Here is a 26,122-nt window from a genome sequence, read left to right on the forward strand (position 1 = left end):
CCTGTTTTCCATGTGATATATCAAGTTTATTACGCTGTTTAAAAATGGAATATCGTGAGAAATTAATATAAATGCGTTGTCGTATTCCTGTAAATAGCGTTTTAGCCACTCTATATGTTGTTCATCTAAATAGTTAGTAGGCTCATCTAAAAGAAGAATATCAGGTTTTTCAAGAAGAAGCTTTGCTAATAAAACTTTAGTTCGTTGTCCACCACTTAAATCAGATACTGACTTGTCTAAGCCAACATCAGAAAGACCTAAGCCTCTTGCAATTTCATCAACTTTAGAATCAATGATATAAAAATCGTTATTAGTCAATGTATCTTGTATTGTACCCAAATCATCTAACATAACTTCAAGTTCTTCAGGAGAAGCATCTCCCATTTTATCGCAGATATTATTCATTTCAACTTCTAGATCTAATAAATACTGAAATGCAGATTTTAGCACATCTTTGATTGTATGCTCTGGTTTCAGAGCTGTGTGCTGATCTAAATATCCTACACGTACATTTTTTGCCCAAAGAATTTTCCCTTCATCAGGTTGTAGTTTGCGCGTTATTATATTCATAAATGTTGATTTACCTTCGCCATTTGCACCTATTAAGCCGATATGTTCTCCCTTTAATAAGCGAAAAGAGACATCTTCGAATATAGCTCTGTCTCCGAAACCATGGCTTAGATTTTCTACTGTTAAAATACTCATAAAAAACTCCTTCAAAATACATAATATTGTAATACTCTATACTATTATATATAAATTAGAAGAGTTGTCAAAGAAATTTGAGATTTTTAGCGAAAAAGCATATAATAAAAGGTATTATAAAACTAGAATAGAACACAAATTCGCAAATAACGAATTTGTTGCAATGGGTAGATTAGGAGAAAAAAGTGATTAAAGAAAATAAGTTTTTGAGAGGAAGTATTTTTTTAGCGATATCTGCTATAGTTGCTAAATGCGTTGGTTTCCTATTTAAGATACCACTTACGAATATGGTGGGAGCCGAAGCTATAGGGATATTTAACTATGGACATACATTGTATATGACTATGCTTGCAATTGCATTGACTGGTATACCATATGCTTTGTCAAAAATAGTTGCAGAAAAAATCGCAAATCATAGAGAAAGAGAAGCGCATAGATTATTTAAATTAACTTTTGTGATAATGTTTTTTGGTGGCTTGATGCTATCACTATTATTGTTGATCATCACAGATTTTTTTGTAGGGTGGTTTTGGCCAGAAGAGACATATATTGTATTGGTAGGACTTGTATTTTCGCCATTTTTTGTTGCATTATCAGCTGCCTTCAAAGGCTACTTTTTAGGTCTTGAGAAGTCACAGACTCCAGCTATTGCACAATTAGTTGATGGAATTATACGGTTAATAGTTGGATTAGGTCTGACATATGTACTATTAAATAGTTTAAAGAAAGAGGCTATATTAGGAGCTGCGATAGGAGTTACAATTGGTAGTCTCTTGTCGCTAGTAGTGTATCTTATAGATTATTTAAAAATAAGAAGAAAACTGTATCGAGAAGTGGCGCTGAGAGATAATTATGTTTGGGAAAAAACGAATATAGAATTGATAAAAGAGCTAGTAGTGATAGCTATGCCTATAGCGATAGGGGCGTTTGCTACTACTCTGATGACTTTAATAGACAGTTTGATGATACCAAATATTTTAATTGGAGAAAATTTACATGTGAATTTCGTAAATGAATTGTATGGAAATTATACATCTATTTGGATGTTAGTAAATTTACCTATGGCTCTTTTAATATCACTTAGCAGTAATTGGTTACCAAAAGTTTCAGAGCTTAAAGCTAAAGAAGAATTACTAAAACTAAAGAAATATTTTGATTTAGGAGTTAAGTGGACATTTTATATAGTATTACCTTGCACATGTGGTTTTTTTGTATTAGCTAACGAAATATTAAAACTTGTATTTCCGGTGATAAATGGAGCAGAAAACTTATTGAAAATACTTTCAGTGATGCTTTTATTTGGTGGGATAAACCAGTTATTTGTAACAACATTACAAGGTTTGAATTTAGCTAAAATTACAGTGTATAATTTGATTATTGCTTCTGTCATGAAGATTATACTAAATATATTATTTGTTACAAATTTGAATTTTTCTATAGAGGGCATAGCAATATCGAGCGTCGTCAGTTATGGATTTTTAGCTATTTTAAATGGTCGAAAAGCGCTTAGATTTGTAGGTGCAAATTCTTTAATAAAAGAAACTGTGAAACCGTTAATTGCTAGTGGTGTTATGTCAATATTTTTAATTATGATAAAAGACAAAGTTGATTTGGTAGCAAATGGGAAAATTAATACTATATGCATAATATTTTTTAGTGCAATCATTTATTTAACTATAATTTTAGTTTTAGAGAAAAAATCTATTATTAGAAAAAAATAGCTTCGTTTTTCATAAAAATATTGTAAATAAAGTGGAAAAAATAATCAAAAATAAATTTTTAACCGCGATTGCAAAGAAAAAGTCTTGATGAATAATCTCCAGTTTGTTATATTAAAAACAGTCTGTGACAAACAAATAGGAGGTGACGGTGTGGAAAATCAAGAGAGAAAAATTTTAGTTGCTGATCCATCAGCTTTAGGGCTTTTTGGTTTAGCAATGGTAACATTAGTAGCATCGAGTCAAAAATTAGGTTGGACGGAAGGTGTTTCATTTATTATTCCTTGGGCTATATTTTTAGGAGCGTTTGCGCAATTATTTGCATGTATTTCTGATTCAAAAAAAGGAAATGTCTTTGGAACAACAGCATTTGGAGCTTATGCATTTTTCTGGATGGCAGTAGCAATGTCTTGGATGATTAAGCTAGGTGTATTTGGTCAAGCAATGGCTGAAAATGCGAGTGGAACACAATTAGGTTTTGCATTTTTAGGATATTTGATATTTACTTTGTATATGACTTATGCTGCGACAGCAACAAATAAGGTGTTATTTTTTATATTTGTGTTGATAGATTTCTTATTCTTAGGACTATCTATGAACGGTATCTGGCATATAGAAATTGGTCATGAAATTGCAGCTTATTCAGAATTTGCAATATCAATGTTAGCTTTTTATGGTTCAGCAGCAAATGTTTTCAAAGCAACATTTGGAAAAGAAGTATTACCACTTGGAAAAGCTTTTAACAAATAACAATTTTTAATAATATATATAAAGAGGACTATCTGTCGATGATAGTCCTCTTTTTTGTTATTTCCAAATACTTATTTCATCTATATTTTGTCTAGTTTTTTCCCTTGAAGGATTCTCAGCCCTATAACCTAGTGCTAGCATACAACTTACTCCAAATTCGTTTCGATCTAAAATGTTTTCAGAAGCAAGAAGAGATTCAGTTTTTTCTAAATCAAAACCTTCTATAGGGCATGAATCAATTCCAATCAAAGCGGCAGACGTCATCATATTTCCAAGAGCTATATAAGTTTGTCTATGACCCCATTGCTCTAATGCATCTTTAGACTCAAGTAATTTAAAATCATCGGTTTGAAATTTCTTATAAAAATCACCTTTCATTTTAACTATATCATCTGGAAGCTTTTGAATATTTTTCATGAAATCAGAAATATATGATGAGTCATATTTTAAACTTGAGGATTTTCTGCTCAATAAAACTATGAAGTGACTAGCCGTGGGTAATTGATTTTGAGCTCCCCATGCAAACTCTTTCATTTTAGTTCTAAGTTCTTCACTTTGAACCACTAAAAATTTCCAAGGTTCAAAACCAAAAGAACTTGGTGATAGTCTTCCTGTTTCTAATATGAATTTAAAATCTTCTTCAGAGATTTTTTTGTCAGAGTCAAAAACTTTGCAAGCATGTCTAGAATTAAAAGCATTTAAAATATCAGATTTTTTCATATTGTAACACTCCTTATTTATAATTGTTTTTTTCTTGTAATCATTATATAAGAGTGGTTTGAAAATGTGAAGTAAGCACTTTTTTGTGTTATAATATACTAGAAGAGACTAAGTATAAAAAGTATACTGGAGGATGATATGAATAAATATAAGCCTTGTGCAGTTGAAGTAGCTTTGAATGTAATTGGTGGAAAGTGGAAAGGTGTTGTATTGTATCACTTATCACATTCAACTCTCAGATTCAGTGAATTAAAGCGCAAAATGCCAGGAATAACCCAAAGAATGCTTACTAAACAGCTTAGAGAACTAGAGTCAGATGGAATAGTAAACAGGACCGTATATCCAGAAGTTCCTCCTAGAGTTGAATATAATTTGACAGAGATTGGTGTTAGTCTAGAGCCGATAATAAATGAACTCTTGAATTGGGGAAAGTTCTACGAAAAAATATTGGAAGAAAATGCAATTGATGAAGAAAATTTATTGTAAAAGTGACTTATGAGAACAAGACATTATGAATGAAAATTAAATACATTACGGTGAGGAGTATTAAATATGACGAAAAAATTAGTACTAGCAGAAAAACCATCTGTTGGAAGAGATATAGCTAGAGTTTTAAATTGTAACAAAAAATTAGGAAAAGGTGCTATAGAAGGGAACGATTATATTGTCACTTGGGCCCTAGGTCATCTTGTAACACTTGCTAGACCAGAGCTGTATGATCAAAAATATGCATCGTGGGACTTAAATGCACTTCCAATGATGCCGGAAAAGTTAAAATTAGAAGTAATACCAAAGACATCTGGACAATTTAAATTGGTAAAAAAACTTATGTATAGAAAAGATGTAACTGAAATAATAATAGCAACAGATGCTGGTAGAGAAGGAGAGTTGGTAGCAAGGTGGATTATAGACATGGCAAATGTCAAAAAAACTTTGAAGAGACTCTGGATATCATCTGTTACAGACGGTGCAATTAAAAAGGGATTCAAAAACTTAAAAGATGGAAAAGAATATAGGTCGTTATATAAGGCAGCAGTTGCTAGATCAGAAGCTGATTGGTTTGTCGGATTAAATGCAACTAGAGCACTTACGACTAAATACAATGCTCAGCTATCATGTGGTAGAGTTCAAACACCAACACTTGCAATGATACAAGCTAGAGAAAGAGAAATTATTGAATTTAAGGCGGTTAAATATTGGGAAATAGATGCAAAAAGTAGTGGTATAACCTTTAAGTGGCAAGATAAAAAGACTAATTCAACAAGATGTTTTAACAAAGAACGTATAGAAAAAATTTATGCTGGAATACAGAATAAAGAATTAGAGATTATAAAGTTAGATGAAAAAATCAAAAAGAGCTATGCACCAGAATTATATGATTTGACTACTCTTCAGAGAGATGCAAACAAATTGCACGGATTTTCAGCTAAAGAAACTCTTAAGATAATGCAGACTTTATACGAAAGGTATAAAGCACTTACTTATCCAAGGACAGATTCACGTTATTTGACAGATGATATAGTACCAACACTAAAAGAACGATTAGATGCTGTAAATAACAATGTATATAGAGAAGGGGTTCAAAAAGCAAAACTAAATGGGCTTAAGGGAAACAAGCACTTTGTTGATAATAAAAAAGTATCAGACCACCATGCTATTATACCTACAGAGCAGAGAATTGAGATGAGCCGATTAGAGTTTAAAGAGAGGAAAATCTATGAAATGGTGGTTCAAAGATTTATAGAAGTATTGTTACCGCCATATGAATACAGTGAAATGGTTATTGAAGCAGAAATAAATGGTGAATTATTTAAAGCAAAGAGCACAAAAACTCTAAAAAAAGGATGGAAAATCTTTTCTCAAAATTCAGATAAAAATTGCGATGTAGAAAATATTAAAGAGGGCATGAAAATTAGAGTACAGAATTTGAAAAGAAGTGAACATTATACTCAGCCACCAGCAAGGTTTGATGAAGGAAAATTACTTGCTGCAATGGAAAATCCAAAAAAATATATGGAAACCAATGATAAATCATTGCTGAAAACAATTGGAGAAACTGGTGGATTGGGAACGGTTGCTACTAGAGCAGATATAATAGAAAAGTTATTTAATACCCATTTGATAGAAAAACGAGATCAAAAAATATATATAACGTCAAAGGGAAAACAATTATTAGATCTTGCACCAAAGGCATTAACTTCTCCAGAATTAACAGCAGAGTGGGAGATTAAATTAGAACAAATATCTAAAAATAAATTTGATTCACGAAAATTTATAAGTGAAATAAGAGCATATACTTCAGAATTAGTAAAAGAAATTAAAGCAAGTGAATTGAGTTACAGACATGATAATATGACTAGACAGAAATGCCCAGAATGTGGAAAGTTTTTGCTAGATGTGAGCAATAAACATGGAAAGGCACTAGTTTGCCAAGATAGGGAATGTGGTTATAAAAAGCAGCTTTCAAGAGTAACAAATGCAAGATGCCCAGAGTGTAAGAAGAAAATGAATATGATTGGAGAAAAAGACAATAAGAAATTTGTATGTCCGAAGTGTGGATATAGAGAAAGCTTAGAACATTTTGAAAAAAAGAAAAATGAGAAGAAAAAGCAAATGTCGAAAAAAGAAGCTCGAAATTATATGAAGAAACAACAAAAGGAAGAAGAGGACTTTAACAATCCATTTGCAGCACTATTAAAAAACATTGATGTAAAAAAATAAGATGTTATAGCAAATTGAAGCTGAGATTGTTAAAAAATCTCAGCTTTTTTGAATTATAAATCTATGGATTTGCTATGTAAAATATATTAAAAAAACATGGCGAAAAGTACTTTTAAAATAAATAAAATGTGCTATAATAATAATTGCGATTAGGCTAGCGTGGCTCAGAGGTAGAGCAACTGATTCGTAATCAGTAGGCCAAGAGTTCAAATCTCTTCGTTAGCTCCAATTTTTAGAGTGATTTTATTTTTAAAATCGCTCTTTTATATTTTGTTCTTGGAAAAATTGATAGATGTGATATAATAATTGTGTCTTGTCAATTACGAGACAATAAAAGTTAAAATCCATAAAGCTGCCTTCTGGCAGGACTGGTTCGAGAACTCCCAGGATAAAAAACTAAGGATTTTTACCTCATCGAAGCGATTTTTTTGCGACGGTTTTTTTGAAGTACTCAAAATTAAAGGTAAGTTATGTCCTTAGACATGGCTTTTTTTATTGCTTTTGTTAAGCATATAAAGGGCATGTCAGTTCTCATAATATTATGAGAAAAGGAGAAGTGATTATGAAAGGAAGAAAGGTGATTGTCGATTGCGATCCAGGAATCGATGATGTATTGGCACTATTATTACTACTTAGATCCCCAGAAATGGATGTACAAGGGATTACAATAGTTGGTGGTAATGTTCCAGTTGAATTAGGTGCGAAAAATGCACAAAAAGCATTAGAAATGAGTGGTAGGGAGGATATACCAGTATATCTAGGCGATAATAAACCACTCAAAAGGGATTTAGTAACAGCTCAAGAAACTCATGGACAAGATGGTCTTGGTGAGAATTTCTTTGAAGTTGAATTAAAGTCTGTAAAAGAAAAATCTGCAGTTGAATTTCTAGTTGAAAAATTTTCTTCAGAAGAGGAAGTAGAACTCATAGCATTAGGTCCACTTACAAATATTGCTAAGAGTATTGCTCAAAAGCCAAAATTATATGAAAAATTAAATCGTTTAGTTACTATGGGTGGAAGTTTTAAAAGTCATGGTAATTGTTCACCAGTTGCAGAGTACAATTATTGGGTTGATCCACAGGCGGCAAATTTCGTTTACAAAAATATCAAATGCCCTATACACATGGTTGGATTAGATGTTACAAGAGAGATAGTACTTACTCCTGATTTGAGAGAGTGGCTAAATCAAATTGATACATCACTTTCAAGATTTGTATATGATATTACACAATTTTATGTTGATTTTCATTGGGAATGGGAAAAAATATTGGGGTGTGTAATAAACGACCCTCTAGCAGTTGCATATGCTATAAATAGTGATTTTTGTAGTGGGATTGAGCGATTTGTAGAAATTGTTGAGGATGGCCCGGCTATGGGACAGAGTATTGTTGATGTTGAACATTTTTATAAGAAAGAGTCAAATGCTAAAGTGCTTACCAATGTTGATTCTAAGGCATTTATGAAGTTCTTTATGGAAAGATTGTTTCCAAATGAAATTGAGTCTTTAAAACATTTGGAGGTGATTTAGATGAGACAAAATAATGTATTGAAATTAACATTGGTTGGAATGGGAATTGCGCTTAATATGATGGGTGCATTTATAGCATTGAATCTTAGATTGCCTATATATTTAGATTCTATTGGAACACTGATGGTAGCGTTTTTATTAGGTCCTATTTATGGTGTGGCTACAGGGCTTTGTGGGAGTGTTATAAGTGGTGTAACATTTGATATATTCTCATTGTATTTTGCTCCGGTGCAAATATTCACAGGATTTTTAGGAGGATATTTGTATAAAAAAGATTGGCTTAAAGGCTGGAAGATACCATTTGGAACATTCTTTATGACTATTTTTGTTTCATTTATTGGGGCAGTTATAGCGGCATATCTATTTGGAGGAGTGACATCTTCTGGATCATCGTATATAGTAGCCTTTTTATCAAATATTGGAGTAAACAAAGTGGTTAGTGTATTTATTGTTCAATTTTTGACAGATTATTTAGATAAACTAGTAGCTGTAATCCTAGTATCTACTGCTATAGTTACTTTACCAAGGAGTATGGCTCAAAGAATAGAGGGAGCATAATGGACAGATATAGTAAAATAATAGATAAAACAAAGAGAGAAATAGTTCTTTTGAAAGGGTTTCCTTGCATTTGGGGCAAATGTTCTTTTTGTGATTATATAGATGATAATTCTACGGATAAAGATGAGATGATTAAAATCAATCACGAGGTATTAAGTAACATAACTGGTGAGTTTGGAATACTTGAAGTAATTAATTCGGGAAGTTGCTTTGAACTACCTAAAGAAACACTCGAAGAAATAAAAGAGATAGTTGAAAGTAAGGGTATTGAAAGGCTCTTTTTTGAAAGCCATTGGTGCTATAGAAATAAGGTAGAAGAGATGAGAGATTATTTTGATATTCCTATTACGTTTAAAATTGGAGTAGAAAGTTTTGATTATGGTTTTAGAAATGACTTTTTGAATAAAAATGCCAAATTTAAAACAGTGGAAGAACTTAAAGAATACTTTGATTCACCTTGTCTTATGGTTGGAATAAAGGGACAAACTAAAGAAATGATAGATTTAGATATGAAGATTTTGACAGAAAATTTTGATCATGGAACTATAAATATTTATATTGAAAATACTACTCCTCTCAAAAGGGATGACGATTTGGTAAGGTGGTTTTTAGATAAGTATAAACATCTTATAGACCACCCATCATATGATTTGCTAGTTCAAAACACTGATTTTGGAGTAGGGGACTGATAATAAAGAATGTAGCGATTTTACAATAAATGAAAACTATTGTAAAATCGCTACATTTTTATTTTTCAAGTTCAAGATAGAAATTAAGCTTTCGTCTGGTATATATCATAGTGATTAAAACTGCTGACCAGTTTATTATTACAATTCCCCACCAAATACCACTTAAGCCCATATTTAAGCTAGTACCTAGAATATAAAAAACAATTATAGGCATTATTAATTGGCGATAAATACCTATATAAAGTGCGTAGAATGGAAACTTTAAGCCTTGAAGTATAGATACAGAGATACTTAAGAATACATAAGTAGTAAATGCTATAGCTTCAATTTTTAAATAGCTACTGCCGTAACCTATTACTTCTGATGATGAGTTTATTAGACTTACCCAAAAATTAGCTAGAGGATATATTATGAGTGTAGCTAATATCATTATAGATACTCCATATTTTAGGCATTTATGATACAATTCCTGAACTCTCCTATAATTTCCAGCACCACTATTTTGACCAGAGATAGATAGTGCGGCGACATTAAATCCGAAAGTTGGAAGAAGTCCTACTTGTTCTATTCTAAGTGCGGCGCCATACCCAGCTACAGCACTCATAGAACCATAGTGTGTTATGAAATAGTTTATTACAAAAGAACCGAGAGCAATGGTCATCATATTAAAACTAGCGGGAAGACCTTGTTTTAATACGGCTAGTATTGGTTCTAATTTGAATACAGAAAAGTTAAAGGATTTGAAATCAACTATGTTTATTGAAATCAACTTGTAAAGCAGATAAATAGTTCCGACGATTTGTATTATAATGGTAGCGAGAGCTACACCAAGAGCATCTAACTTGGGAATGAACCACCATCCATATATAAACATAGGGTCTAAAATGCAGTTGAGCAAGAAACCTAGTATCAAGTAGTTTCTATAAAATTTAGTTTCACCTACGGAATTTAAAAGAGAGTTTATAGTAGATGTACTAAAAAAGAAAAAGCTTCCTAAAAATATAGTGTTTGTATATCGTAGCCCATAGTCTAGAGCTAAATCTGATGGATTAAACAATTTAAAAAGAATAGGAGACAATTTTAATCCTACAATAGTGGTAATTAAAGCTAAAATGAAACTTAGTAAAAAACCATTATAGGACAATAACTGATATCTATTTGTTTCTTTTTTACCCAAAGCATTTGAAAGAAGAGCTGTTAGACCAGTGCTCATACCGTAACTTATAGATATTATTATAAAAAATATAGGAAAAGATAGAGTCAAGCCGGCTAAAGCATCGGGATTTATTTTCCCCGCAAAATAAGTATCTACGAAATTAAACATGGTTTGAAAAAACATACCTATACTTGCTGGAATAGCTATTTTTAATATTTGTGCTTTTAAATCGCCTTTAGTAAAATCATAATTTTCCATAAAATCCTCCCTTAATATTTTCTTATGTTAACACAATACCCGTAAAAAATATGAATTAATTATTTATATTTCTTAATATTTAAAATACATATAAGTATGTTATGATAATGGTGAAAAATAACAGAGGGGGAATATCATGGCTACAAAAGCAAGGTTTTCAAGAGACAATATTGGCAGAAAGAATAAGGTCTTTTCACAAATAAGAACGACAATAGAGACTGCGTTTTATGGAAATAATATAAGTGATGTTAATTCATTGAAAGAGGCGTATAAATTATCGAAAAATTCGCCAGGGACAATAATTACAGATATGCCAATACACGATGGTGAAGAATTAGGACTTGATCACGATGCAAAGGTGCTTGTTTTTAATGATGGAGCAGTTAAAGGTCGCTGTGCAGCAGCAAGAAGAATATTAGGAGAGCCTAATGTAGATCAAGAAGATTATGCAACAAAAATAAGAGAAGCAGTGTACCAAACTAGGAATAGAAAAATGTATCATGCCCAATCTTTTATAGGGCTGGATACCGATTTCATGACTAGAGCGCACCTTTTAGTCCCAGAGGGACATGAAAACCTTATGTACAATTGGCTTTTGAATTTTCAAGCTATAAACATTGTTTTTACTAGATTATATAAAGAATCTAAATTGATACCTAGAGAGGGCGATATTTTTGTATTTGCTGATCCCGATTGGAAACACGAAGATCACCCTATGGGACTAACGTTTTTTGATCCCGAACACAATTGTGCAGCTATACTGGGTATGAGATACTTTGGAGAGTTTAAAAAAGGAACACTTACTCTTGCATGGGGATGTGCTAATAGAAATGGGTATGTAGCTTGTCATGGTGGACAAAAACGTTATAACCTACCTGGTGGACGAAAATTTGTTGCAGGTGTGTTTGGATTATCTGGTTCAGGTAAATCTACACTGACACATGCAAAACATGGTAACAAATATGATGTAACAGTACTTCACGACGATGCGTTTATAATTTCTACAGAAGACGGATCTTCAATTGCACTTGAACCATCGTATTTTGACAAAATTGCAGATTATCCTCTATCTAGTCCAGATAATAAGTATTTGTTATCTGTTCAAAACTGTGGAGTTACAATGGACGAAGATGGTCAAAAGGTTATAGTAACTGAGGATCTTAGAAATGGCAATGGTAGAGCTATTAAGTCTAGACTATGGTCACCTAATAGAGTTAACAAATTTGAAGAGCCTGTCAATGCTATATTTTGGCTTATGAAAGATCCTACACTACCACCAGTTCTTAAGCTTAAAGGATCGGAACTAGGATCTGTAATGGGTGCAACTTTAGCGACCAAAAGAACTTCAGCCGAAAGATTGGCTCCAGGGGTGGATCCAAATGCTCTAGTTGTAGAGCCTTATGCGAATCCATTTAGAACATATCCACTTGTAAACGATTATATAAGTTTTAGAAATTTATTTAGAGATAAGGAAGTGGATTGCTATATATTAAATACTGGGCATTTCATTGACAAAAAAATAGAAAAAGAAACTACGTTAGGGATTCTTGAAGCAATAATAGAAAATAAAGCTGATTTTAAACAATGGGGGCCATTTAAAGAAATAGAGATTATGGAAATTGAGGGCTTCATTCCAGACATAGAAGATATCGAATACAGAGAAGAGCTAAAGCGCAGGATGTATGATAGAGTTAATTTTATAGAATCAAGAGAAGTAGAACGCGGTGGGTTGGATAGATTGCCAGAAGAGGCTAAGCGAGCTATACTAGATATAATAAATGAGATATAGTTATTTAAAAGGAAGATTTGAATTTTGAATCTTCCTTTTGTAAAATTATGGGTATAACTTGTTTGATTCACATAAAAAGTGGTATAAAATAGAGAGAAAATAAAATTATGGAGGTTGAGAATAGATGCTGTTTAAAGAATATTTAATTGGAAGAAAATCTACTAGAGAGTATTCTTCTAAAAAAGTTGAAACGGAAAGAATACAGCAATTGAAGTTTGCTGCAAAAGAAGTAACGGAAAAAATTGGAAGTAATTTAATAGGGTTTGAGTTTTTTGAAAATGGTGATGACATTTATGAGAAACTAGAAGGTAGAGGTGGATATTCAGGTGTAATGATTAAAAGTCCGCATTACTTTGGAGTTAAGATGGCAAATGATGAAAAAGAGACTAGAATAAAGGCGGCTTATGCTATGCAATCTGTTTTGAAGGCTGCATTTGAACTTGGCATAGGTACTTGTTGGGTAGATATAAGCAATGTACCACATTCTCTTGAATTAGAATTAGCTGGTGACGAAGAGCATATAGTAAATTACTTATTTGCATTAGGATATCCTAAGGAAAAGAGCTTTTTTGATTTCAAATCTAAAATTTCTGCTATAGCAGGTATTAATAAATTTGATATTAAAAGAGAACTGAAATCAGAAGGTAGTAGTAGATTACCTATAAGTGAATTAGTATATTTAGATAAATGGGGAGAAAATGCGGAGTATGAAACTTTAGAACAATGGGGTCTTGATGAGTTGTTCTATCATTTGAGAAATGCACCATCTCACATGAACGCACAGCCTTGGCGTTTTGTTTTGGATAATGATGTTATAAAATTGGGGATGCTTCGTCCAAATGATGAAGCGAATTTGACTGATATAGGTATTATGATGTATTTGTTTGAAGGCTTGGCAAATGAAATGGGAATGAAAGAGACTTGGACAATAGATATTTCAGAAATTTGTGAGGATCACGGAGAAGCGTATCAGCTAGTAGCTGTGTTTGATATGTAACTTTCAGTGTTTGAATGAATAATAAATATTTTTGTGAGCTGTCTTAAAATAGGTGTATTTGTCTATTTTGGATGGCTCATTTTTGTATCTATTTTGTTAATAATATAAAATGAAATTGACAGTCTACAATATATAGAGGATAATGTAATATGAGAATTTGAAAGAAAAATTCAATAAGTATAGAAGGCGGGTTGGACATATGTTTGGTTCAATAAAACCTATAAAAGATGAGCTCAAAATTCGAGAGTATGATATGTTTAGAGCGTATTATTGTGGATTATGTAAAAAAATAGGGAAAAGACATAATCAGATAGCTAGGCTGGGTTTAAGCTATGATTTTACATTTTTAGCATTGATTTTAGATTCAATTATAAACAAAAATACGCTGCTAAAAAAATCAAGATGTCTATTACATCCACTTGAGCATGGTAAAATCGTGGATTCTGATAGAGTATTGGATTATGCGAGTGATTTAAGTATATTGCTGTCTCATGCTAAGTTGCATGATGATTGGAATGATGAAAAAGACATTAAGGCATTTATAGGATATAAAACATATTCTGTATTTTTGAGAAATATAGAATATAAATATATAGAAAATATAAAAAAAATCGACTTGAATTTGGAAAGATTGAGAGAATTAGAAATTGGCAAGTCGAATTCGATTGACTCTTGTGCAGAGACATTTGCTGAAATTATGAAATGTGTATTTTCTCCAGAATGGCTAGATGAAAAAAAGGCTAGAATACTGGGACAGTTGGGTTATGAATTAGGTAGGTGGATATATATAATTGATGCAGTTGAAGATATGAAAAAAGACTTTGAAGCAAATTTATTTAATCCATTTATCAACAAAGAAAATCCTAATAAGCAAAATATAGAAAACATAGAGATTAAGGTAAAAAAAGAAATAGAAGATACTCTTTTTTTTATTCTAGCGAAAATATCAGATGCATATGAACTATTGGAAATATATCAAAATAAGGGAATACTTGATAATATAATTTATTTAGGTCTTAGAGCGAAAACGGAAGAAGTTCTTAAGATTACGAAGGGAGAAAATCATGCAAAATCCATATGAGGTATTGGGAGTAAAAGAAAATGCTAGCGAGGATGAGATAAAAACGGCTTACAAGGGATTAGCTAAGAAGTATCATCCTGATAGATACGTGGACAATCCTTTGTCAGACCTTGCAGAAGAAAAGTTTAAAGAAATAAATATTGCTTATGATCAATTGACGAAGAAACCTAGAGGTAACAATTATAATACGAGTTACAATTCTAACTATAACACAAATCATAATCAGAGTTATCAAAAAACAGGTGATGCAAGTTTGAATGTGATAAGACAGCTGATTCAGGCAGGGAGATTTGCAGAAGCCGAAACACAATTGAATCAATTTCACGACAGAAGTGCTGAGTGGCATTTCTTAAAAGGCGTAGTTGCTATTAATAGAGGTTTTACTCAAATGGGATTTGAGCATTTGAGACATGCAATACAGCTAGATCCAACTAATGTAGAATATAGACAGACGTATGATCAAGTCAGAATGCGAGGGCAGAGATACAGAACTACATCTAATGTAAATGGATATAATCAAGTTAATACATGTGATTGTTGTACTCAATTGTTGTGCGCTCACTGTCTTTGTCAATGCTTGAGCTGATTTTGATATTTTGTGAAATTTAGAATAAAAAAATCTTGCAAGAGTAAATTATGTATGGTAGAATTTAAGTTGGTCGGCACATCTTAAGGATAGCACTGAACATTTAGTTCGTGAAAGCATAAACTATGCTGATTGACCTTCAGTATAGGTGCGTATCGTAAGACGTGTGAAGGTTTTTTATACTTAGAGGTGTATGAAACTTCGGCAAAATAAAAAATCGGAGGGATTTAAAATGGCAAGAATGAGAGAGCCTAGATTTAAACAATGTAGAAGACTTGGATTGAACGTTTACGGACATCCAAAAGCAATGAACAGAGCAAAAAGAGGAACTAGTAGAGCGGATAGAAAATTATCTACTTACGGAGAGCAATTATTAGAGAAGCAAAGATTGAGAACTTACTACAATGTATCAGAGAAGCAATTCTCTAAATATGTTAAGGATGCATTGGCTGGTCAAGGAAATACAGGTGAGGTTCTTGTTCAAAGACTTGAAACAAGATTAGACAACCTTGTTTACAGAGCTGGTTTTGCAAACTCAATTCGTCAAGCTAGACAAATCGTTGTTCACGGACATATCTTACTTAATGGAAAGAAAGTTGACAGACCTTCATTCAAAGTTGCTGTTGGCGATGTATTGACATTAAGAGATCGTTCTAAAAAGATTGATATGTTTACTGCAAACTTCCAAGAAATAGCAACAGGCGTTAGCTACATCGAGAAAGATGTTGATAAATTAACTGCTAAGTTAGTTAAAATGCCAGCTAGAGAAGAAGTTCCAGTACAAATTCAAGATCAGTTGATTGTCGAGTTCTACTCAAGAAAATTATAATCAGAATCATCAAAAGCCGTCTGTATTTCAGATGGCTTTTTTTGCTAAGGAGGTTTTTTTAGATGTCTAGTAAAAAAGTACATATCGCGCTTATTGCACTAGGAATAGGTATAGGAATATTTTTTAGTGGGATAATAGTTATGCTTTCACCAGAAGAAGAAACGGATGAGATAAGTGCGCTGGAATACGAAAAATGGGCCGAAAAAGAAGGATTATATAGATTAAAAGATATCACTGAAATTCAAGAAAATAGCAAACATTATATAATTTATATAGATGAAAATACTACTATAGACAAGGTTAAATCTATATTATTAGAATTAAAACTGATTGATGAAAAAGCTTTAGAAATGATTAGTGAAGAAGAGTATAAATTAGTAGAAAAAAGTTTAATTGACCTAAAGAAAAAATCAGATGCGAATAAAATTATTGAAAATTGTTTTGTGAAAAAATGATAATAAACAAATAGAATTATTGGCAAATGACCATAATAGTATTATAATCATAGTTGGAAGATAAAATACACAAGAAAAATAAAATTATTTGACTAAAAAATTTAGCAAATCTGTATGGAGGTAATACAATGGGAAAAATAAACAAAATTATTGCAGTTATGAGTGGTAAAGGTGGAGTAGGAAAATCCTTTGTCACAAGCTTGGTTGCTATAAATTTACAAAGACAGGGTTACAAAGTGGGAGTATTAGATGCAGATATAACTGGACCTAGTATCCCTAAAATATTTGGAGTGAACAAAGAAAGAGCTGTGATGGATGGACAAAAAATGGTTCCAGTTATGAGTAAAGCAGGAACCAAAGTTATGAGTTTGAATTTGTTGTTGCAAGATGAGACTCAGCCGGTAATATGGAGAGGCCCACTTATCGGAAATACTGCTAAACAGTTTTATGAAGATACTGCTTGGGGAGATTTAGATTACTTAGTTATAGATTTACCACCAGGAACTGCAGATGTTACATTGACAGTTATGCAAAGCATACCTATTGATGGTATGGTTATAGTTACATGTCCTCAGGATTTAGTTAGATTAATAGTTGAAAAATCTGTTATTATGGCAGAGAAAATGAATATTCCAATTTTAGGATTAGTAGAGAATATGAGTTATGCAACTTGTCCAGATTGTGGTGAGAAGATAAATATTTTTGGAGAGAGCAAGGCTGAAAAAGTTGCCAAAGAAATGGAATTGAATTTATTAGGTCAACTACCTATTCAATCAGAAATGACTCATATGTGCGATTTGGGAACACTTGAGCAGTATGATGTAAAAGAGCCTGCATTTGTAAAATTAGGAGAAACTATTTCAAATATCATGAAGTAAAATATTTAAAAGTACTTTTGCTGTGGTTTAATTTCGTATAATTTGGTAAAATAAGAACATAATGAACTATTAGGAGGAGTCACAATGGAAGAAAAACTGAAGTATATAGATGATCTTTTGAAAGCTAAGGGGTATAAATTAACATATACTAGACGCTTGATTGTGAAAATGTTCTTAGAGCATCCAGATATACATTTTAGTCCGCAAGATGTTTATGAACACTTAAAAGGTGAGGGTAATGATATAGGAATAGCTACAGTATACAGGAGCATAAAAATTCTTAAAGATAATGATATTATAGAACAGGTAGTATTTAAAGATAAGAGCGTATATGAATTGAAAATATTTGGTAAGAAGAGTATACATGCTCATTTTACGTGCCAAAATTGTGGCGAATTTTTTGATTATCAGAATATGGATCTTTCTTCAAAGATTGTTTCTTCTATCTATAATATTGAGAAAAAATATGGTTTTAAAGTGAAAAATGTTGATGTACTACTCAGTGGAGAGTGCAAGTCATGCGATAAAAAATAGCTTGCAAAATGAAAACAGATAGTGTATCCTTCAATAAGAGACATCAGACAGAGTAGGTGAAGTGCGTTAAGTGTTAAAGGATGGGAGGTTGCCTTTAAACGAAAATGTAATGCATTGCGATGCTTTACCGCTGCCGCTGGACTGATTAAAAAGAATTCTTTTCTTTTTAGATAGCTAGTCTATGTACTTGTCATGTCTAACTAAAGAGAAAGGAGGGAGGCTATGGATTTTGGAGCTAAAAGAAATCCGGTTAAAACAATGGTTAGTCTAGCACTTTTTATTGCGCTTAGCGTTGTGTTAACTAGATATCTTTCTATTGCAACTCCGACGCTTAGAATTGGATTTGGTTCGATTCCAGTAATGTTATCAGGTATGTTTTTTGGACCATTAGCTGGAGCGATAACAGGAGCAGTTGCAGATTTGATTGGATACATGCTTAACCCCATGGGGGGAAGCTATTTTCCAGGATTTACTATTAGTGCAGCAATCAGAGGCGCATTGTTTGGATTTGTATTTATGACTATGAAGAGCAAGGGGCGCAAAGTGAATTTTAATATCGTAAGTGCTGTGGTAGTTAGTATGCTGGCGGTAGGTATCGTTTTGGTATCAAATAGATCGCAAGAGATGAATTTTAATAGTTGGCCACTTGTAGCTAAGGGATTTTTTGCATTAACTACAGTTGCCTTTATGATTATTCCAGTTTTTATTTCAAAGTATTGGAATAAATCAACATTTGAATTAGAATACAGCTTGGAAAAAGTTCTATTTGCCATGACGCTGACGTATATCTTAGTTTCTATTGGGCTTAATACTCTTTGGCTTTCTATGCTTATAGGAAAGTCGTTTATAGTGTTATTACCTAGTAGAGTGATTACGGGATTGTTTGTTGTGCCAATTCATGCTGTGATAATCTACGCATTATCTAATAGTATGAAAAAAATCATGTAATATTGTAATATTAAGGCCTTTGGGCCTTTTTTTGTTGGCAAATAAAAGGATAGAGTGATAAAATTTGGTATCTGCGCTTAAACTATTTAGATTATGGTATAAATATAATGTATAGGGGGCGGAGAAGATGGAATATTTGAAAGTCAATTGCGACAGTGGAAAATATGACGTATATGTAGGTCATGGAAATAGACGGCAATTGAATGAAATTCTGGAAAATGAGTATTTGGAACGTAGAATACTCATTGTGACAGATAATGAAATAGCAAAAATATACTTAGATGAAGTAATAGAAATACTGAAAGAGCATGAGGTCAATTATGCTATAATTCCTGCTGGAGAAAAAAGCAAGTCTATAGAAACTATGAAATATATATATGAGAAATTACTTGAGAATGATTATGGTAGAAAAAGCTTAATATTAAGTCTTGGAGGCGGTGTTGTAGCAGATATAGCTGGATTTGTCAGTTCGACTTATATGAGGGGAATACCATATATACAGGTTCCAACAACAATAATTTCACAAGTCGATAGCAGTATAGGCGGTAAGGTTTCTATAAACTTCAATGAATATAAAAATATCAGTGGTGCATATTATCATCCAAAAAGTGTCATTATTGATATTGAATTTTTGAAGACACTTAGCGATAGAGAATACTACTCGGGTATATCAGAAATTATTAAACATAGTTTGATAGAGGATTATGAATTTTTTAGAGAACTAGTAGATAATAAGGAGCTAATTATAGGTAGAGACTTGAAATATATGGAAAAAATACTCATAAAATCGCTTAATATAAAGAAAACAATTGTGGAAATGGATGAAAGAGATTATGGAATCAGAAGGATACTTAATTTTGGTCATAGTATAGGTCATGGATTAGAATCAATAGGTTTATTTGAAAAATATACACATGGAGAATCTATAGCACTTGGTATAATCTATGAAACTTTACTTTCGTTCGAAATGGGTCTGATTAAAGAAGCATATTGTAAAGAAATACTTGATAGTTTGCTTTGGATAGTTAAACCAGAGAGATATAAGGATGAAGACATAGCACTTTTTTATAGAGTTCTAGAAAAGGATAAAAATAAATTAGGCAAAGATATGATGTTTATACTTCCAACAGAAAGAGGCCGAGTGGGGATTTTTAAAAACATTGAGAGAGCGAAAATTACAAAATTGCTAAAAAATGGGCATCCATTTTTGGATATATAAAATATTAAAATAGGAGCTGATGGTATGAAAAATTTCAAAGAACTAGCTGAAACTAGAAGATCTGTGAAATATTTTGATCCTGAAAAACCTTTAGAAGATGATATTATAAAAAATATAGTCAATTTAGCAAGTAATACACCTTCTTGTTTTAACTTACAACCGTGGGAAATTATACTAGTTAAATCTGATGAAGCTAAGAAACGCTTGTATGAAAATGCATGCAGACAAAAATGTGTACTAGATGCATCAGCAATAGCTATAATTATAGGAGATATGAAAGGTTTTGAAAAAGAGAATCCATTCTGGAAAGAGAAAGTTGATCTTGGATTATCTCAAGAAAAGGTAGATAATTATATAAGGCATTCTGAAAAGATACTATTTGCAGAAGAGGATCAGAAAATAAAATTTGCATCAACTAATAGTGCGCTTTTTGCAATGTCTCTTATATATGCAGCGTCATATTATGGGGTGGGATCACAGCCTATGATAGGATTTAATGAAGAAATAGCGAAAATGCTGTATCAAATTCCAGATAATAAAACTATAACGCTTATGATAGCGCTAGGTTATAGAGATGAATCGAAACCATTAAAGGTTAAAGAGCGAAGATTGAATTATGATGAAATGGTAAAAGAAATATAGCCCCTATACAAATTAACGGATTCGTGGTAAAATTTTAACGTTAGAGATAGTAGAGAGCACCTAAAATAGGAGTGATTCTATTTGTAGTAGGGTGCTCTGATTTTGTGCGAAAGGGGTAATTTAAATGAGTTTTATAGAAGGCATTAAGGCTAAAGCCAAAGCTAAGAAAATGAAAATAGTATTACCAGAATCTTATGAAGAAAGAAACTTAAAAGCTGCAGATCAGATTATAAAAGAGGGTTTGGCAGAAATAGTATTAGTTGGAAACAAAGATGAGATTACTGCACTTGATTGTGCAAAAAATTTAGATTTAAGTGCTGCTGAGTTTTTAGATCCAAAAGCCTATGACGGTATGGATGATTTTGTTGAAACATTAGTAGAACTTAGAAAGAAAAAAGGTATGACACCAGAGCAAGCTAGAGAATTGTTAATGGATCCAATATATTTTGGTGTTATGCTATTGAAAAAAGAATTAGCACATGGTTTGGTATCTGGAGCAGTTCATGCTACTGCAGATATACTTAGACCTGCTCTTCAAATTATAAAAACTGCACCAAATACTAAATTGGTTTCAGCAGCTTTTATAATGGATGTTCCAAATTGTGAATTTGGAAATAATGGTATATTTGTATTTGCTGATTCAGCATTGAATCCAAATCCATCATCAGAAGAATTAGCACATATTGCACTTAGCTCGGCAAACACATATAGCGCTCTGATTCAAGATGAACCTATAGTGGCGATGCTTTCATTTTCAACTTATGGTAGTGCAAAACATCCAGATGTTGATAAAGTAAGCGAAGGTGTTAAGATTGCAAAAGAATTAGCTCCGAATCTTAAATTAGATGGAGAGTTACAATTCGATGCAGCTATTGTACCATCTGTTGGAAGCTTAAAAGCTCCAGATAGTGATGTTGCGGGAAAAGCTAATGTTTTGGTGTTCCCAGATTTGGATGCAGCAAATATTGGATATAAAATAGCTCAGAGACTTGCTAAAGCTGAGGCATATGGCCCAGTTACTCAAGGTCTGGCAAAACCACTTAATGATTTATCGAGAGGGTGTTCGGTAGAGGATATAGTGGGTACAGTTGCCATTACAGCAGTACAAGCTCAAATGGCAGAATAATTTAGATTTAGGGTGAAAACAATTTGTTTAGGAGGGTTTATAATGGAAAATGTAGCGAAAATGATTGACCACACTATTTTAAAAGCAGACACAACAAAGGCAATGGTAGAAAAGGTTTGCGAGGAAGCAAGAGAATATAATTTTGCATCGGTATGCGTGAATTCATGCTATGCAGAATTAGTAACAAAACTTTTAAAGGGAACAGATATAAAAACTTGCTGTGTAGTAGGTTTTCCTTTAGGAGCAATGACTTCTGATTCCAAAGCTTGTGAAACAGAAAAAGCTATTGCAAATGGAGCAAATGAAATAGATATGGTAATAAATGTAGGAGCACTTAAAGATGCAGACTATGATTTCGTAAGAAATGATATTAAAGCAGTAGTTAAAGCTGCAGAAGGTAAAGCTTTAGTAAAAGTTATTCTTGAAAACTGCTTGTTGACAGATGAACAAAAAGTTAAAGCTTGTGAGCTTTCTAAAGAAGCAGGTGCGGATTTTGTTAAGACATCAACGGGATTTAGCACTGGTGGAGCTACTGTTGCAGATGTTAAATTAATGAGAAAGACAGTTGGACCAGATATGGGAGTTAAAGCTTCTGGTGGAGTTAGAACTTTGGAAGATTTAATGAAAATGAAAGAAGCTGGAGCTAGCAGAGTTGGAGCTAGTGCATCTGTTGCAATAGTTACAGATTCAAAACTAGGTGAAAAAAGCGACTACTAATAATAGGATATATTAAGAATATATCGTAAATCAATATATATAAAACCAGAGGATATTTATGTAGAATAAATATCCTCTGGTTTTTTTATTTTACATAAATAACTAACAAACTACTAACTACTAAACTACTAACTACTAAACTACTAACTACTAAACTACTAACTAACAAGCTTTAGAATTTTCATTAAGAGACGTTAGAAGAATTTTGCTAAATTGGTCAGGACAAGATGTACCTTTGCCACCACAAGTAATACCTTCTAATTTTGCTATAACATCTTCCACGAGCATTCCCTCTACTAGACTAGTAATACCCTTTAAATTGCCGTTACAGCCACCTACAAAGCTAACGTTGTGAAGTTTTCCGTCGATTATATCATAGTTTACTAATTTTGCACATACACCTCGTAATTCTGTTGTTTTCATAAAATACCTCCTACTAATTAATACCCCCACATAGTATCATATTATTAAATGAGGGTCAATAATTAATTTTGATAGAAAAAGTTTTTTGTAAATGATTGAGGGTAAACATATAATGACAAGGAGGGGTTTTTATGTCAAAGAAAGAAGACGATATAAGATATTACCTAAAGCCTAAAGATGACACGGAGAAAAAATCAGATAGTTCAAATAGAGTTAATGCCAAGCAGATGGATGATATAGGACCAAACAATAACTATGAGCTACTCAGTGTGTTTTTTGTGGAAAGAAATGGACATAGAATGGAAAAAGCAGTGGCTTATATGATTAGAGACATAAAAAAAGGGCGCGCAAGAATATATACAGAGGAGACGGCACTAATATTTATACAACATGTGAGTTATGCTAAAGCTATAAAAAATGCTAGAGTAAAGCTTGAAAATGGAGAACTTAAAATAGTCAGCAGAGAGGATTATCCTGATATTTATAGTGATTTCTATGCTGTTGTGATAGATAAACCAAAACTCAATAAAAAATTATCTACGGTAGCAACTATAGTTGATTTAAAATACCTGACAGAGACTAAAATACAGACAAAGGTCATATCGTTTGAAAAATATATCGGGCAGTATTTTCTAGGATCTTGATTTGAAACTTTACTCCTAAACTGTTAGAATATATGCAGGATTATTTTAGGAGGAGATTTAATGCAGACATTAATTTTTGGGCACAAGAATCCCGATACCGATACAATTGCATCGACATTGGCACTTTCATATTTAAAAAATCAATTGGGATATAATACGAAAGCGTGTGCTTTAGGAGAGCCTAATAAAGAGAGCAAATTTATTTTAGATTTTTTTGATTTAAATAAACCAGAACAGATAGATAATGTAAAAATACAAGTGAGTGATTTAGACTACGATAAGCCTCCTAAGATACGACCAAAAACTTCAATTCGTACAGCTTTTCAATTGATGGAGCAACACAATTTAAAAGCATTGCCAATTATAGGTGAAGATGAAGAGTTAGCTGGAGTCGTAACTATGAAGGATATTGCGATGTCATTGGTTAGAGGTGATATATATACTCTTGAGACATCACTTGAGAACATTATAAATGATCTAGATGGTACACTTTTAAAAGGTAGTGAGAAAGAAGAAATTAGTGGAAAGATATCGGTAATAGCTTTTCATTCTGGGACGATAAAAGGTTCTGATATAATAAATGAAAATAGTATAATTATAGTTGGAAATAGATATGGTATAATAGAGCATGCAATTAGTAAAAGGGTTAAATTAATAATAATTACTGGTGAGGATCAGATTCCGGAGAGGTATTTTGAGGAGGCTAAAGATAAAGGTGTAAATGTTATAGCTACTCCAAAAGATACGTATACTACATCTAAATTGATTCATCAGGCTAATTATATATCATCTATAATGACCGTAGACCTAATAAAATTTTATCAAAATGAGTACTTGGAAGATGTAGTTGAAGAAATGAGAATGAGAGTACATTCGAACTATCCTATAGTTGATATGAGAAATAATTTTAAAGGTTTTATATCTAGAAAACATGTTTTGAATCCAGGCAGGAAAAATGTAATTATAGTAGATCACAATGAGTATAGCCAAAGTGCAGAAGGTCTTAAAGAAGCAAATATATTAGAAATAGTAGATCACCACAAGATAGGAGATATGTCTACTTCAAAACCAATAAATTTTAGAAATATGGCTGTTGGTAGCACATGTACTATAGTGTACCAAATGTATAGAGAAAATATGGTAGAGATACCGTATGAAATAGCAGGCATTCTTTTATCTGGTATCATCTCGGATACTCTTTTATTGAAATCACCAACAACGACTGAACTTGATAGTATTGCAGTTTCAGAGTTAAATGTTCAATTAGGTTTAGACCTGAAAAAATATGCAATGAAAATGTTTAGAACTGGGACATCTTTAGAAGGACAGAGTATAGATGAAATATTCTACAAAGATTTTAAAGAGTTTGTTTTGGAAGATAAAAAGGTCGGTATTTCACAAATATTTACATTAGATATCGAAGATATAAACAATAGAAGAGAAGAATTTTTGAAAAATATTGAATTAGTATTTAAAAATAAAGAGCATGATTTAACATTGATGCTTGTTACTGACATAATGCAAAATGGCTCATATATGTTCTATAGAAGTGATACTCCGCATTTAATAGCTAATGCATTTGAAATATCTGGAGTACAGGGCTGTTTTGCAAATAAAGTAGTTTCAAGAAAAAAACAAGTTATACCAGCACTTATGCAAGCTATACGTGCTATGAAGTAATAAAAAGAGCAGAGAAGTCTGCTTTTTTTATTACAAAAATTTGATCAGAAAATGAACAGAATGTGAATAAAAATGAAAATTAGATGAAAATTGTTGACAAAGCTTCAAAATGAGCGTAAAATCATAAAAAGAGAAGGGGGATTCGCTTTTTATGGCTCAATATAAAAAAGAAGATGTTAGGAATAAGATTATTGAAAATGCTAAAGCTGAGTTTTTAGAAAAGGGTTATCAGAATGCATCGATTTCATCTATTGCAAAAAATTCACATGTAGGAGTTGGAAATGTATATAGGTACTTTAAAAATAAGGAGGCGATATTAGATGCTATAGTAACACCTGTGGTCGAACGCATTAAAAGAACTTTAATAGAGAGTGTTCCTGATGAGCTAGATGAAAACATAGAACCTCATGAAAACATAATGAATGTGATGACATATGTTTTGGATGAAATCATCCACTTATCAAAAAATCACAAAGATGAGATATTGATTGTACTATTGAAAAGTCAATCAACACAGTACATGACTATTAAAGAAGAGATAATTCAAAGTCTAGCGGTTAAAATTAGACGATTGATGCTACAGAGTAATTTAGGCAAAGTTAATGCATTTGGAGATTTGAGTGTTCCGATTTCGGCAGCACTTATAGAAGGATGTATAAGAATAATATTGTCGGTTTACAACGAAGATAATGAAGATAATTACGATAAACTATATATATTTGCTAGAACTATATTAGAGGGATTGTTGATTGAAATTAAGTGACTGTATTT

General features: G+C 32.2%; 27 protein-coding genes, 1 tRNA gene and 2 riboswitches. Of the genes, 24 read left to right on the forward strand and 4 right to left on the reverse strand.

The window, feature by feature from the left end:
* Positions 1 to 705, reverse strand: a 705-nt coding sequence (locus N4A40_00020; GenBank protein MCT4660213.1) for an ATP-binding cassette domain-containing protein, incomplete at its 3' end; no start/stop codon positions are given.
* Between the two features lie 185 nt (positions 706 to 890).
* On the opposite strand from N4A40_00020, the gene N4A40_00025 reads away from it, so the two are divergent.
* Complete coding sequence (locus N4A40_00025; protein MCT4660214.1) at positions 891 to 2,426, forward strand: polysaccharide biosynthesis protein; 1,536 nt, start codon at positions 891 to 893, stop codon at positions 2,424 to 2,426.
* Positions 2,427 to 2,576: 150 nt separating this feature from the next.
* Positions 2,577 to 3,173 carry an acetate uptake transporter gene (locus tag N4A40_00030; protein MCT4660215.1) on the forward strand — a complete coding sequence of 199 codons (597 nt, stop codon included), beginning with the start codon at positions 2,577 to 2,579 and terminating at the stop codon, positions 3,171 to 3,173.
* A 57-nt stretch (positions 3,174 to 3,230) separates the two neighbouring features.
* On the opposite strand, the gene N4A40_00035 is transcribed toward N4A40_00030, so the two are convergent.
* Positions 3,231 to 3,893, reverse strand: a complete 663-nt coding sequence (locus N4A40_00035; protein ID MCT4660216.1) for an NAD(P)H-dependent oxidoreductase — start codon at positions 3,891 to 3,893, stop codon at positions 3,231 to 3,233.
* 138 nt (positions 3,894 to 4,031) lie between these two features.
* On the opposite strand from N4A40_00035, the gene N4A40_00040 reads away from it, so the two are divergent.
* The 6 genes from N4A40_00040 to N4A40_00065 all read left to right on the forward strand — a co-directional run bounded on the left by N4A40_00040 (position 4,032) and on the right by N4A40_00065 (position 9,389).
* Positions 4,032 to 4,379 (forward strand): helix-turn-helix transcriptional regulator, encoded by a 348-nt coding sequence (locus tag N4A40_00040; protein MCT4660217.1) that lies wholly within the window; start codon positions 4,032 to 4,034, stop codon positions 4,377 to 4,379.
* 66 nt (positions 4,380 to 4,445) lie between these two features.
* The gene (locus tag N4A40_00045; protein MCT4660218.1) at positions 4,446 to 6,614 is read left to right on the forward strand and encodes a DNA topoisomerase 3; all 2,169 of its coding nucleotides are present in this window, start codon (positions 4,446 to 4,448) and stop codon (positions 6,612 to 6,614) included.
* Positions 6,615 to 6,767: 153 nt separating this feature from the next.
* Positions 6,768 to 6,842: transfer RNA gene (locus N4A40_00050), tRNA-Thr, on the forward strand.
* A gap of 134 nt (positions 6,843 to 6,976) precedes the next feature.
* Positions 6,977 to 7,020: riboswitch (PreQ1 riboswitch) on the forward strand.
* Positions 7,021 to 7,176: 156 nt separating this feature from the next.
* Positions 7,177 to 8,142, forward strand: coding sequence for a nucleoside hydrolase (locus tag N4A40_00055; GenBank protein MCT4660219.1), 966 nt, complete (start codon positions 7,177 to 7,179; stop codon positions 8,140 to 8,142).
* Positions 8,143 to 8,700 carry an ECF transporter S component gene (locus N4A40_00060; GenBank protein ID MCT4660220.1) on the forward strand — a complete coding sequence of 186 codons (558 nt, stop codon included), beginning with the start codon at positions 8,143 to 8,145 and terminating at the stop codon, positions 8,698 to 8,700.
* Positions 8,700 to 9,389, forward strand: coding sequence for a radical SAM protein (locus N4A40_00065; GenBank protein ID MCT4660221.1), 690 nt, complete (start codon positions 8,700 to 8,702; stop codon positions 9,387 to 9,389). Before N4A40_00060 ends, N4A40_00065 begins: the two co-directional genes overlap by 1 nt.
* Positions 9,390 to 9,447: 58 nt before the next feature.
* Here the strand turns inward: N4A40_00065 and N4A40_00070 are convergent, their stop codons facing one another.
* Positions 9,448 to 10,803: an MATE family efflux transporter gene (locus tag N4A40_00070; protein MCT4660222.1), complete on the reverse strand. Its 1,356-nt coding sequence runs from the start codon at positions 10,801 to 10,803 to the stop codon at positions 9,448 to 9,450.
* Between the two features lie 136 nt (positions 10,804 to 10,939).
* Here N4A40_00070 and N4A40_00075 point away from each other — a divergent pair, with 136 nt between their 5' ends.
* From N4A40_00075 to deoC, 13 genes are all read left to right on the forward strand, one after another.
* On the forward strand, positions 10,940 to 12,592 hold the full coding sequence (locus tag N4A40_00075; GenBank protein MCT4660223.1) for a phosphoenolpyruvate carboxykinase (ATP): 1,653 nt from the start codon (positions 10,940 to 10,942) through the stop codon (positions 12,590 to 12,592).
* A gap of 124 nt (positions 12,593 to 12,716) precedes the next feature.
* Complete coding sequence (locus N4A40_00080) at positions 12,717 to 13,589, forward strand: hypothetical protein (GenBank protein MCT4660224.1); 873 nt, start codon at positions 12,717 to 12,719, stop codon at positions 13,587 to 13,589.
* Positions 13,590 to 13,788: 199 nt separating this feature from the next.
* Positions 13,789 to 14,670 carry a DUF5685 family protein gene (locus tag N4A40_00085; GenBank protein MCT4660225.1) on the forward strand — a complete coding sequence of 294 codons (882 nt, stop codon included), beginning with the start codon at positions 13,789 to 13,791 and terminating at the stop codon, positions 14,668 to 14,670.
* Positions 14,654 to 15,256, forward strand: coding sequence for a DnaJ domain-containing protein (locus tag N4A40_00090; GenBank protein MCT4660226.1), 603 nt, complete (start codon positions 14,654 to 14,656; stop codon positions 15,254 to 15,256). The genes N4A40_00085 and N4A40_00090 overlap by 17 nt, the downstream gene beginning before the upstream one ends.
* Before the next feature lie 232 nt (positions 15,257 to 15,488).
* The gene (gene rpsD / locus N4A40_00095) at positions 15,489 to 16,085 is read left to right on the forward strand and encodes a 30S ribosomal protein S4 (GenBank protein MCT4660227.1); all 597 of its coding nucleotides are present in this window, start codon (positions 15,489 to 15,491) and stop codon (positions 16,083 to 16,085) included.
* Positions 16,086 to 16,147: 62 nt separating this feature from the next.
* Positions 16,148 to 16,540, forward strand: coding sequence for a hypothetical protein (locus tag N4A40_00100; GenBank protein MCT4660228.1), 393 nt, complete (start codon positions 16,148 to 16,150; stop codon positions 16,538 to 16,540).
* A 128-nt stretch (positions 16,541 to 16,668) separates the two neighbouring features.
* Positions 16,669 to 17,418 carry an Mrp/NBP35 family ATP-binding protein gene (locus N4A40_00105; GenBank protein ID MCT4660229.1) on the forward strand — a complete coding sequence of 250 codons (750 nt, stop codon included), beginning with the start codon at positions 16,669 to 16,671 and terminating at the stop codon, positions 17,416 to 17,418.
* Between the two features lie 84 nt (positions 17,419 to 17,502).
* Positions 17,503 to 17,952: a transcriptional repressor gene (locus N4A40_00110; GenBank protein ID MCT4660230.1), complete on the forward strand. Its 450-nt coding sequence runs from the start codon at positions 17,503 to 17,505 to the stop codon at positions 17,950 to 17,952.
* 46 nt (positions 17,953 to 17,998) lie between these two features.
* A riboswitch (THF riboswitch) is annotated at positions 17,999 to 18,093 on the forward strand.
* An 81-nt stretch (positions 18,094 to 18,174) separates the two neighbouring features.
* Entirely contained in the window at positions 18,175 to 18,900 is a 726-nt protein-coding gene (locus N4A40_00115) for a folate family ECF transporter S component (protein MCT4660231.1), read from the forward strand.
* Between the two features lie 127 nt (positions 18,901 to 19,027).
* Positions 19,028 to 20,119 (forward strand): 3-dehydroquinate synthase, encoded by a 1,092-nt coding sequence (gene aroB / locus N4A40_00120; protein MCT4660232.1) that lies wholly within the window; start codon positions 19,028 to 19,030, stop codon positions 20,117 to 20,119.
* A gap of 24 nt (positions 20,120 to 20,143) precedes the next feature.
* The gene (locus N4A40_00125) at positions 20,144 to 20,761 is read left to right on the forward strand and encodes a nitroreductase family protein (GenBank protein MCT4660233.1); all 618 of its coding nucleotides are present in this window, start codon (positions 20,144 to 20,146) and stop codon (positions 20,759 to 20,761) included.
* Between the two features lie 124 nt (positions 20,762 to 20,885).
* Positions 20,886 to 21,887, forward strand: a complete 1,002-nt coding sequence (gene pta, locus N4A40_00130; GenBank protein ID MCT4660234.1) for a phosphate acetyltransferase — start codon at positions 20,886 to 20,888, stop codon at positions 21,885 to 21,887.
* Positions 21,888 to 21,929: 42 nt separating this feature from the next.
* Positions 21,930 to 22,604 carry a deoxyribose-phosphate aldolase gene (gene deoC / locus N4A40_00135; protein ID MCT4660235.1) on the forward strand — a complete coding sequence of 225 codons (675 nt, stop codon included), beginning with the start codon at positions 21,930 to 21,932 and terminating at the stop codon, positions 22,602 to 22,604.
* A 162-nt stretch (positions 22,605 to 22,766) separates the two neighbouring features.
* Here deoC and N4A40_00140 read toward each other — a convergent pair whose 3' ends face one another.
* A complete protein-coding gene (locus N4A40_00140; protein MCT4660236.1) occupies positions 22,767 to 23,027 on the reverse strand; it encodes a TIGR03905 family TSCPD domain-containing protein in 261 nt (86 codons plus the stop codon).
* Between the two features lie 131 nt (positions 23,028 to 23,158).
* Here N4A40_00140 and N4A40_00145 point away from each other — a divergent pair, with 131 nt between their 5' ends.
* The 3 genes from N4A40_00145 to N4A40_00155 all read left to right on the forward strand — a co-directional run bounded on the left by N4A40_00145 (position 23,159) and on the right by N4A40_00155 (position 26,114).
* A complete protein-coding gene (locus N4A40_00145; protein MCT4660237.1) occupies positions 23,159 to 23,671 on the forward strand; it encodes a hypothetical protein in 513 nt (170 codons plus the stop codon).
* A 60-nt stretch (positions 23,672 to 23,731) separates the two neighbouring features.
* The gene (locus N4A40_00150) at positions 23,732 to 25,351 is read left to right on the forward strand and encodes a putative manganese-dependent inorganic diphosphatase (protein MCT4660238.1); all 1,620 of its coding nucleotides are present in this window, start codon (positions 23,732 to 23,734) and stop codon (positions 25,349 to 25,351) included.
* A gap of 151 nt (positions 25,352 to 25,502) precedes the next feature.
* Positions 25,503 to 26,114 carry a TetR/AcrR family transcriptional regulator gene (locus N4A40_00155; protein ID MCT4660239.1) on the forward strand — a complete coding sequence of 204 codons (612 nt, stop codon included), beginning with the start codon at positions 25,503 to 25,505 and terminating at the stop codon, positions 26,112 to 26,114.
* Positions 26,115 to 26,122 lie beyond the last annotated feature (8 nt).

This window comes from Tissierellales bacterium, from assembly GCA_025210965.1.
Classification (GTDB): Bacteria; Bacillota; Clostridia; order Tissierellales; family JAOAQY01; genus JAOAQY01.

Bases quoted from the DNA above. Each gene is read 5' to 3' on its own strand.
- N4A40_00080 (MCT4660224.1), top strand. From the start codon at position 12,717: ATGCTGTTTAAAGAATATTTAATTGGAAGAAAATCTACTAGAGAGTAT.
- N4A40_00105 (MCT4660229.1), top strand. From the start codon at position 16,669: ATGGGAAAAATAAACAAAATTATTGCAGTTATGAGTGGTAAAGGTGGA.
- N4A40_00055 (MCT4660219.1), top strand. From the start codon at position 7,177: ATGAAAGGAAGAAAGGTGATTGTCGATTGCGATCCAGGAATCGATGAT.
- N4A40_00065 (MCT4660221.1), top strand. From the start codon at position 8,700: ATGGACAGATATAGTAAAATAATAGATAAAACAAAGAGAGAAATAGTT.
- N4A40_00140 (MCT4660236.1), bottom strand. From the start codon at position 23,027: ATGAAAACAACAGAATTACGAGGTGTATGTGCAAAATTAGTAAACTAT.
- N4A40_00060 (MCT4660220.1), top strand. From the start codon at position 8,143: ATGAGACAAAATAATGTATTGAAATTAACATTGGTTGGAATGGGAATT.
- N4A40_00045 (MCT4660218.1), top strand. From the start codon at position 4,446: ATGACGAAAAAATTAGTACTAGCAGAAAAACCATCTGTTGGAAGAGAT.
- N4A40_00125 (MCT4660233.1), top strand. From the start codon at position 20,144: ATGAAAAATTTCAAAGAACTAGCTGAAACTAGAAGATCTGTGAAATAT.
- N4A40_00040 (MCT4660217.1), top strand. From the start codon at position 4,032: ATGAATAAATATAAGCCTTGTGCAGTTGAAGTAGCTTTGAATGTAATT.
- N4A40_00070 (MCT4660222.1), bottom strand. From the start codon at position 10,803: ATGGAAAATTATGATTTTACTAAAGGCGATTTAAAAGCACAAATATTA.
- N4A40_00155 (MCT4660239.1), top strand. From the start codon at position 25,503: ATGGCTCAATATAAAAAAGAAGATGTTAGGAATAAGATTATTGAAAAT.
- N4A40_00100 (MCT4660228.1), top strand. From the start codon at position 16,148: ATGTCTAGTAAAAAAGTACATATCGCGCTTATTGCACTAGGAATAGGT.
- N4A40_00035 (MCT4660216.1), bottom strand. From the start codon at position 3,893: ATGAAAAAATCTGATATTTTAAATGCTTTTAATTCTAGACATGCTTGC.
- N4A40_00110 (MCT4660230.1), top strand. From the start codon at position 17,503: ATGGAAGAAAAACTGAAGTATATAGATGATCTTTTGAAAGCTAAGGGG.
- N4A40_00145 (MCT4660237.1), top strand. From the start codon at position 23,159: ATGTCAAAGAAAGAAGACGATATAAGATATTACCTAAAGCCTAAAGAT.
- N4A40_00090 (MCT4660226.1), top strand. From the start codon at position 14,654: ATGCAAAATCCATATGAGGTATTGGGAGTAAAAGAAAATGCTAGCGAG.
- rpsD (MCT4660227.1), top strand. From the start codon at position 15,489: ATGGCAAGAATGAGAGAGCCTAGATTTAAACAATGTAGAAGACTTGGA.
- aroB (MCT4660232.1), top strand. From the start codon at position 19,028: ATGGAATATTTGAAAGTCAATTGCGACAGTGGAAAATATGACGTATAT.
- N4A40_00085 (MCT4660225.1), top strand. From the start codon at position 13,789: ATGTTTGGTTCAATAAAACCTATAAAAGATGAGCTCAAAATTCGAGAG.
- N4A40_00115 (MCT4660231.1), top strand. From the start codon at position 18,175: ATGGATTTTGGAGCTAAAAGAAATCCGGTTAAAACAATGGTTAGTCTA.
- N4A40_00150 (MCT4660238.1), top strand. From the start codon at position 23,732: ATGCAGACATTAATTTTTGGGCACAAGAATCCCGATACCGATACAATT.
- N4A40_00075 (MCT4660223.1), top strand. From the start codon at position 10,940: ATGGCTACAAAAGCAAGGTTTTCAAGAGACAATATTGGCAGAAAGAAT.
- deoC (MCT4660235.1), top strand. From the start codon at position 21,930: ATGGAAAATGTAGCGAAAATGATTGACCACACTATTTTAAAAGCAGAC.
- pta (MCT4660234.1), top strand. From the start codon at position 20,886: ATGAGTTTTATAGAAGGCATTAAGGCTAAAGCCAAAGCTAAGAAAATG.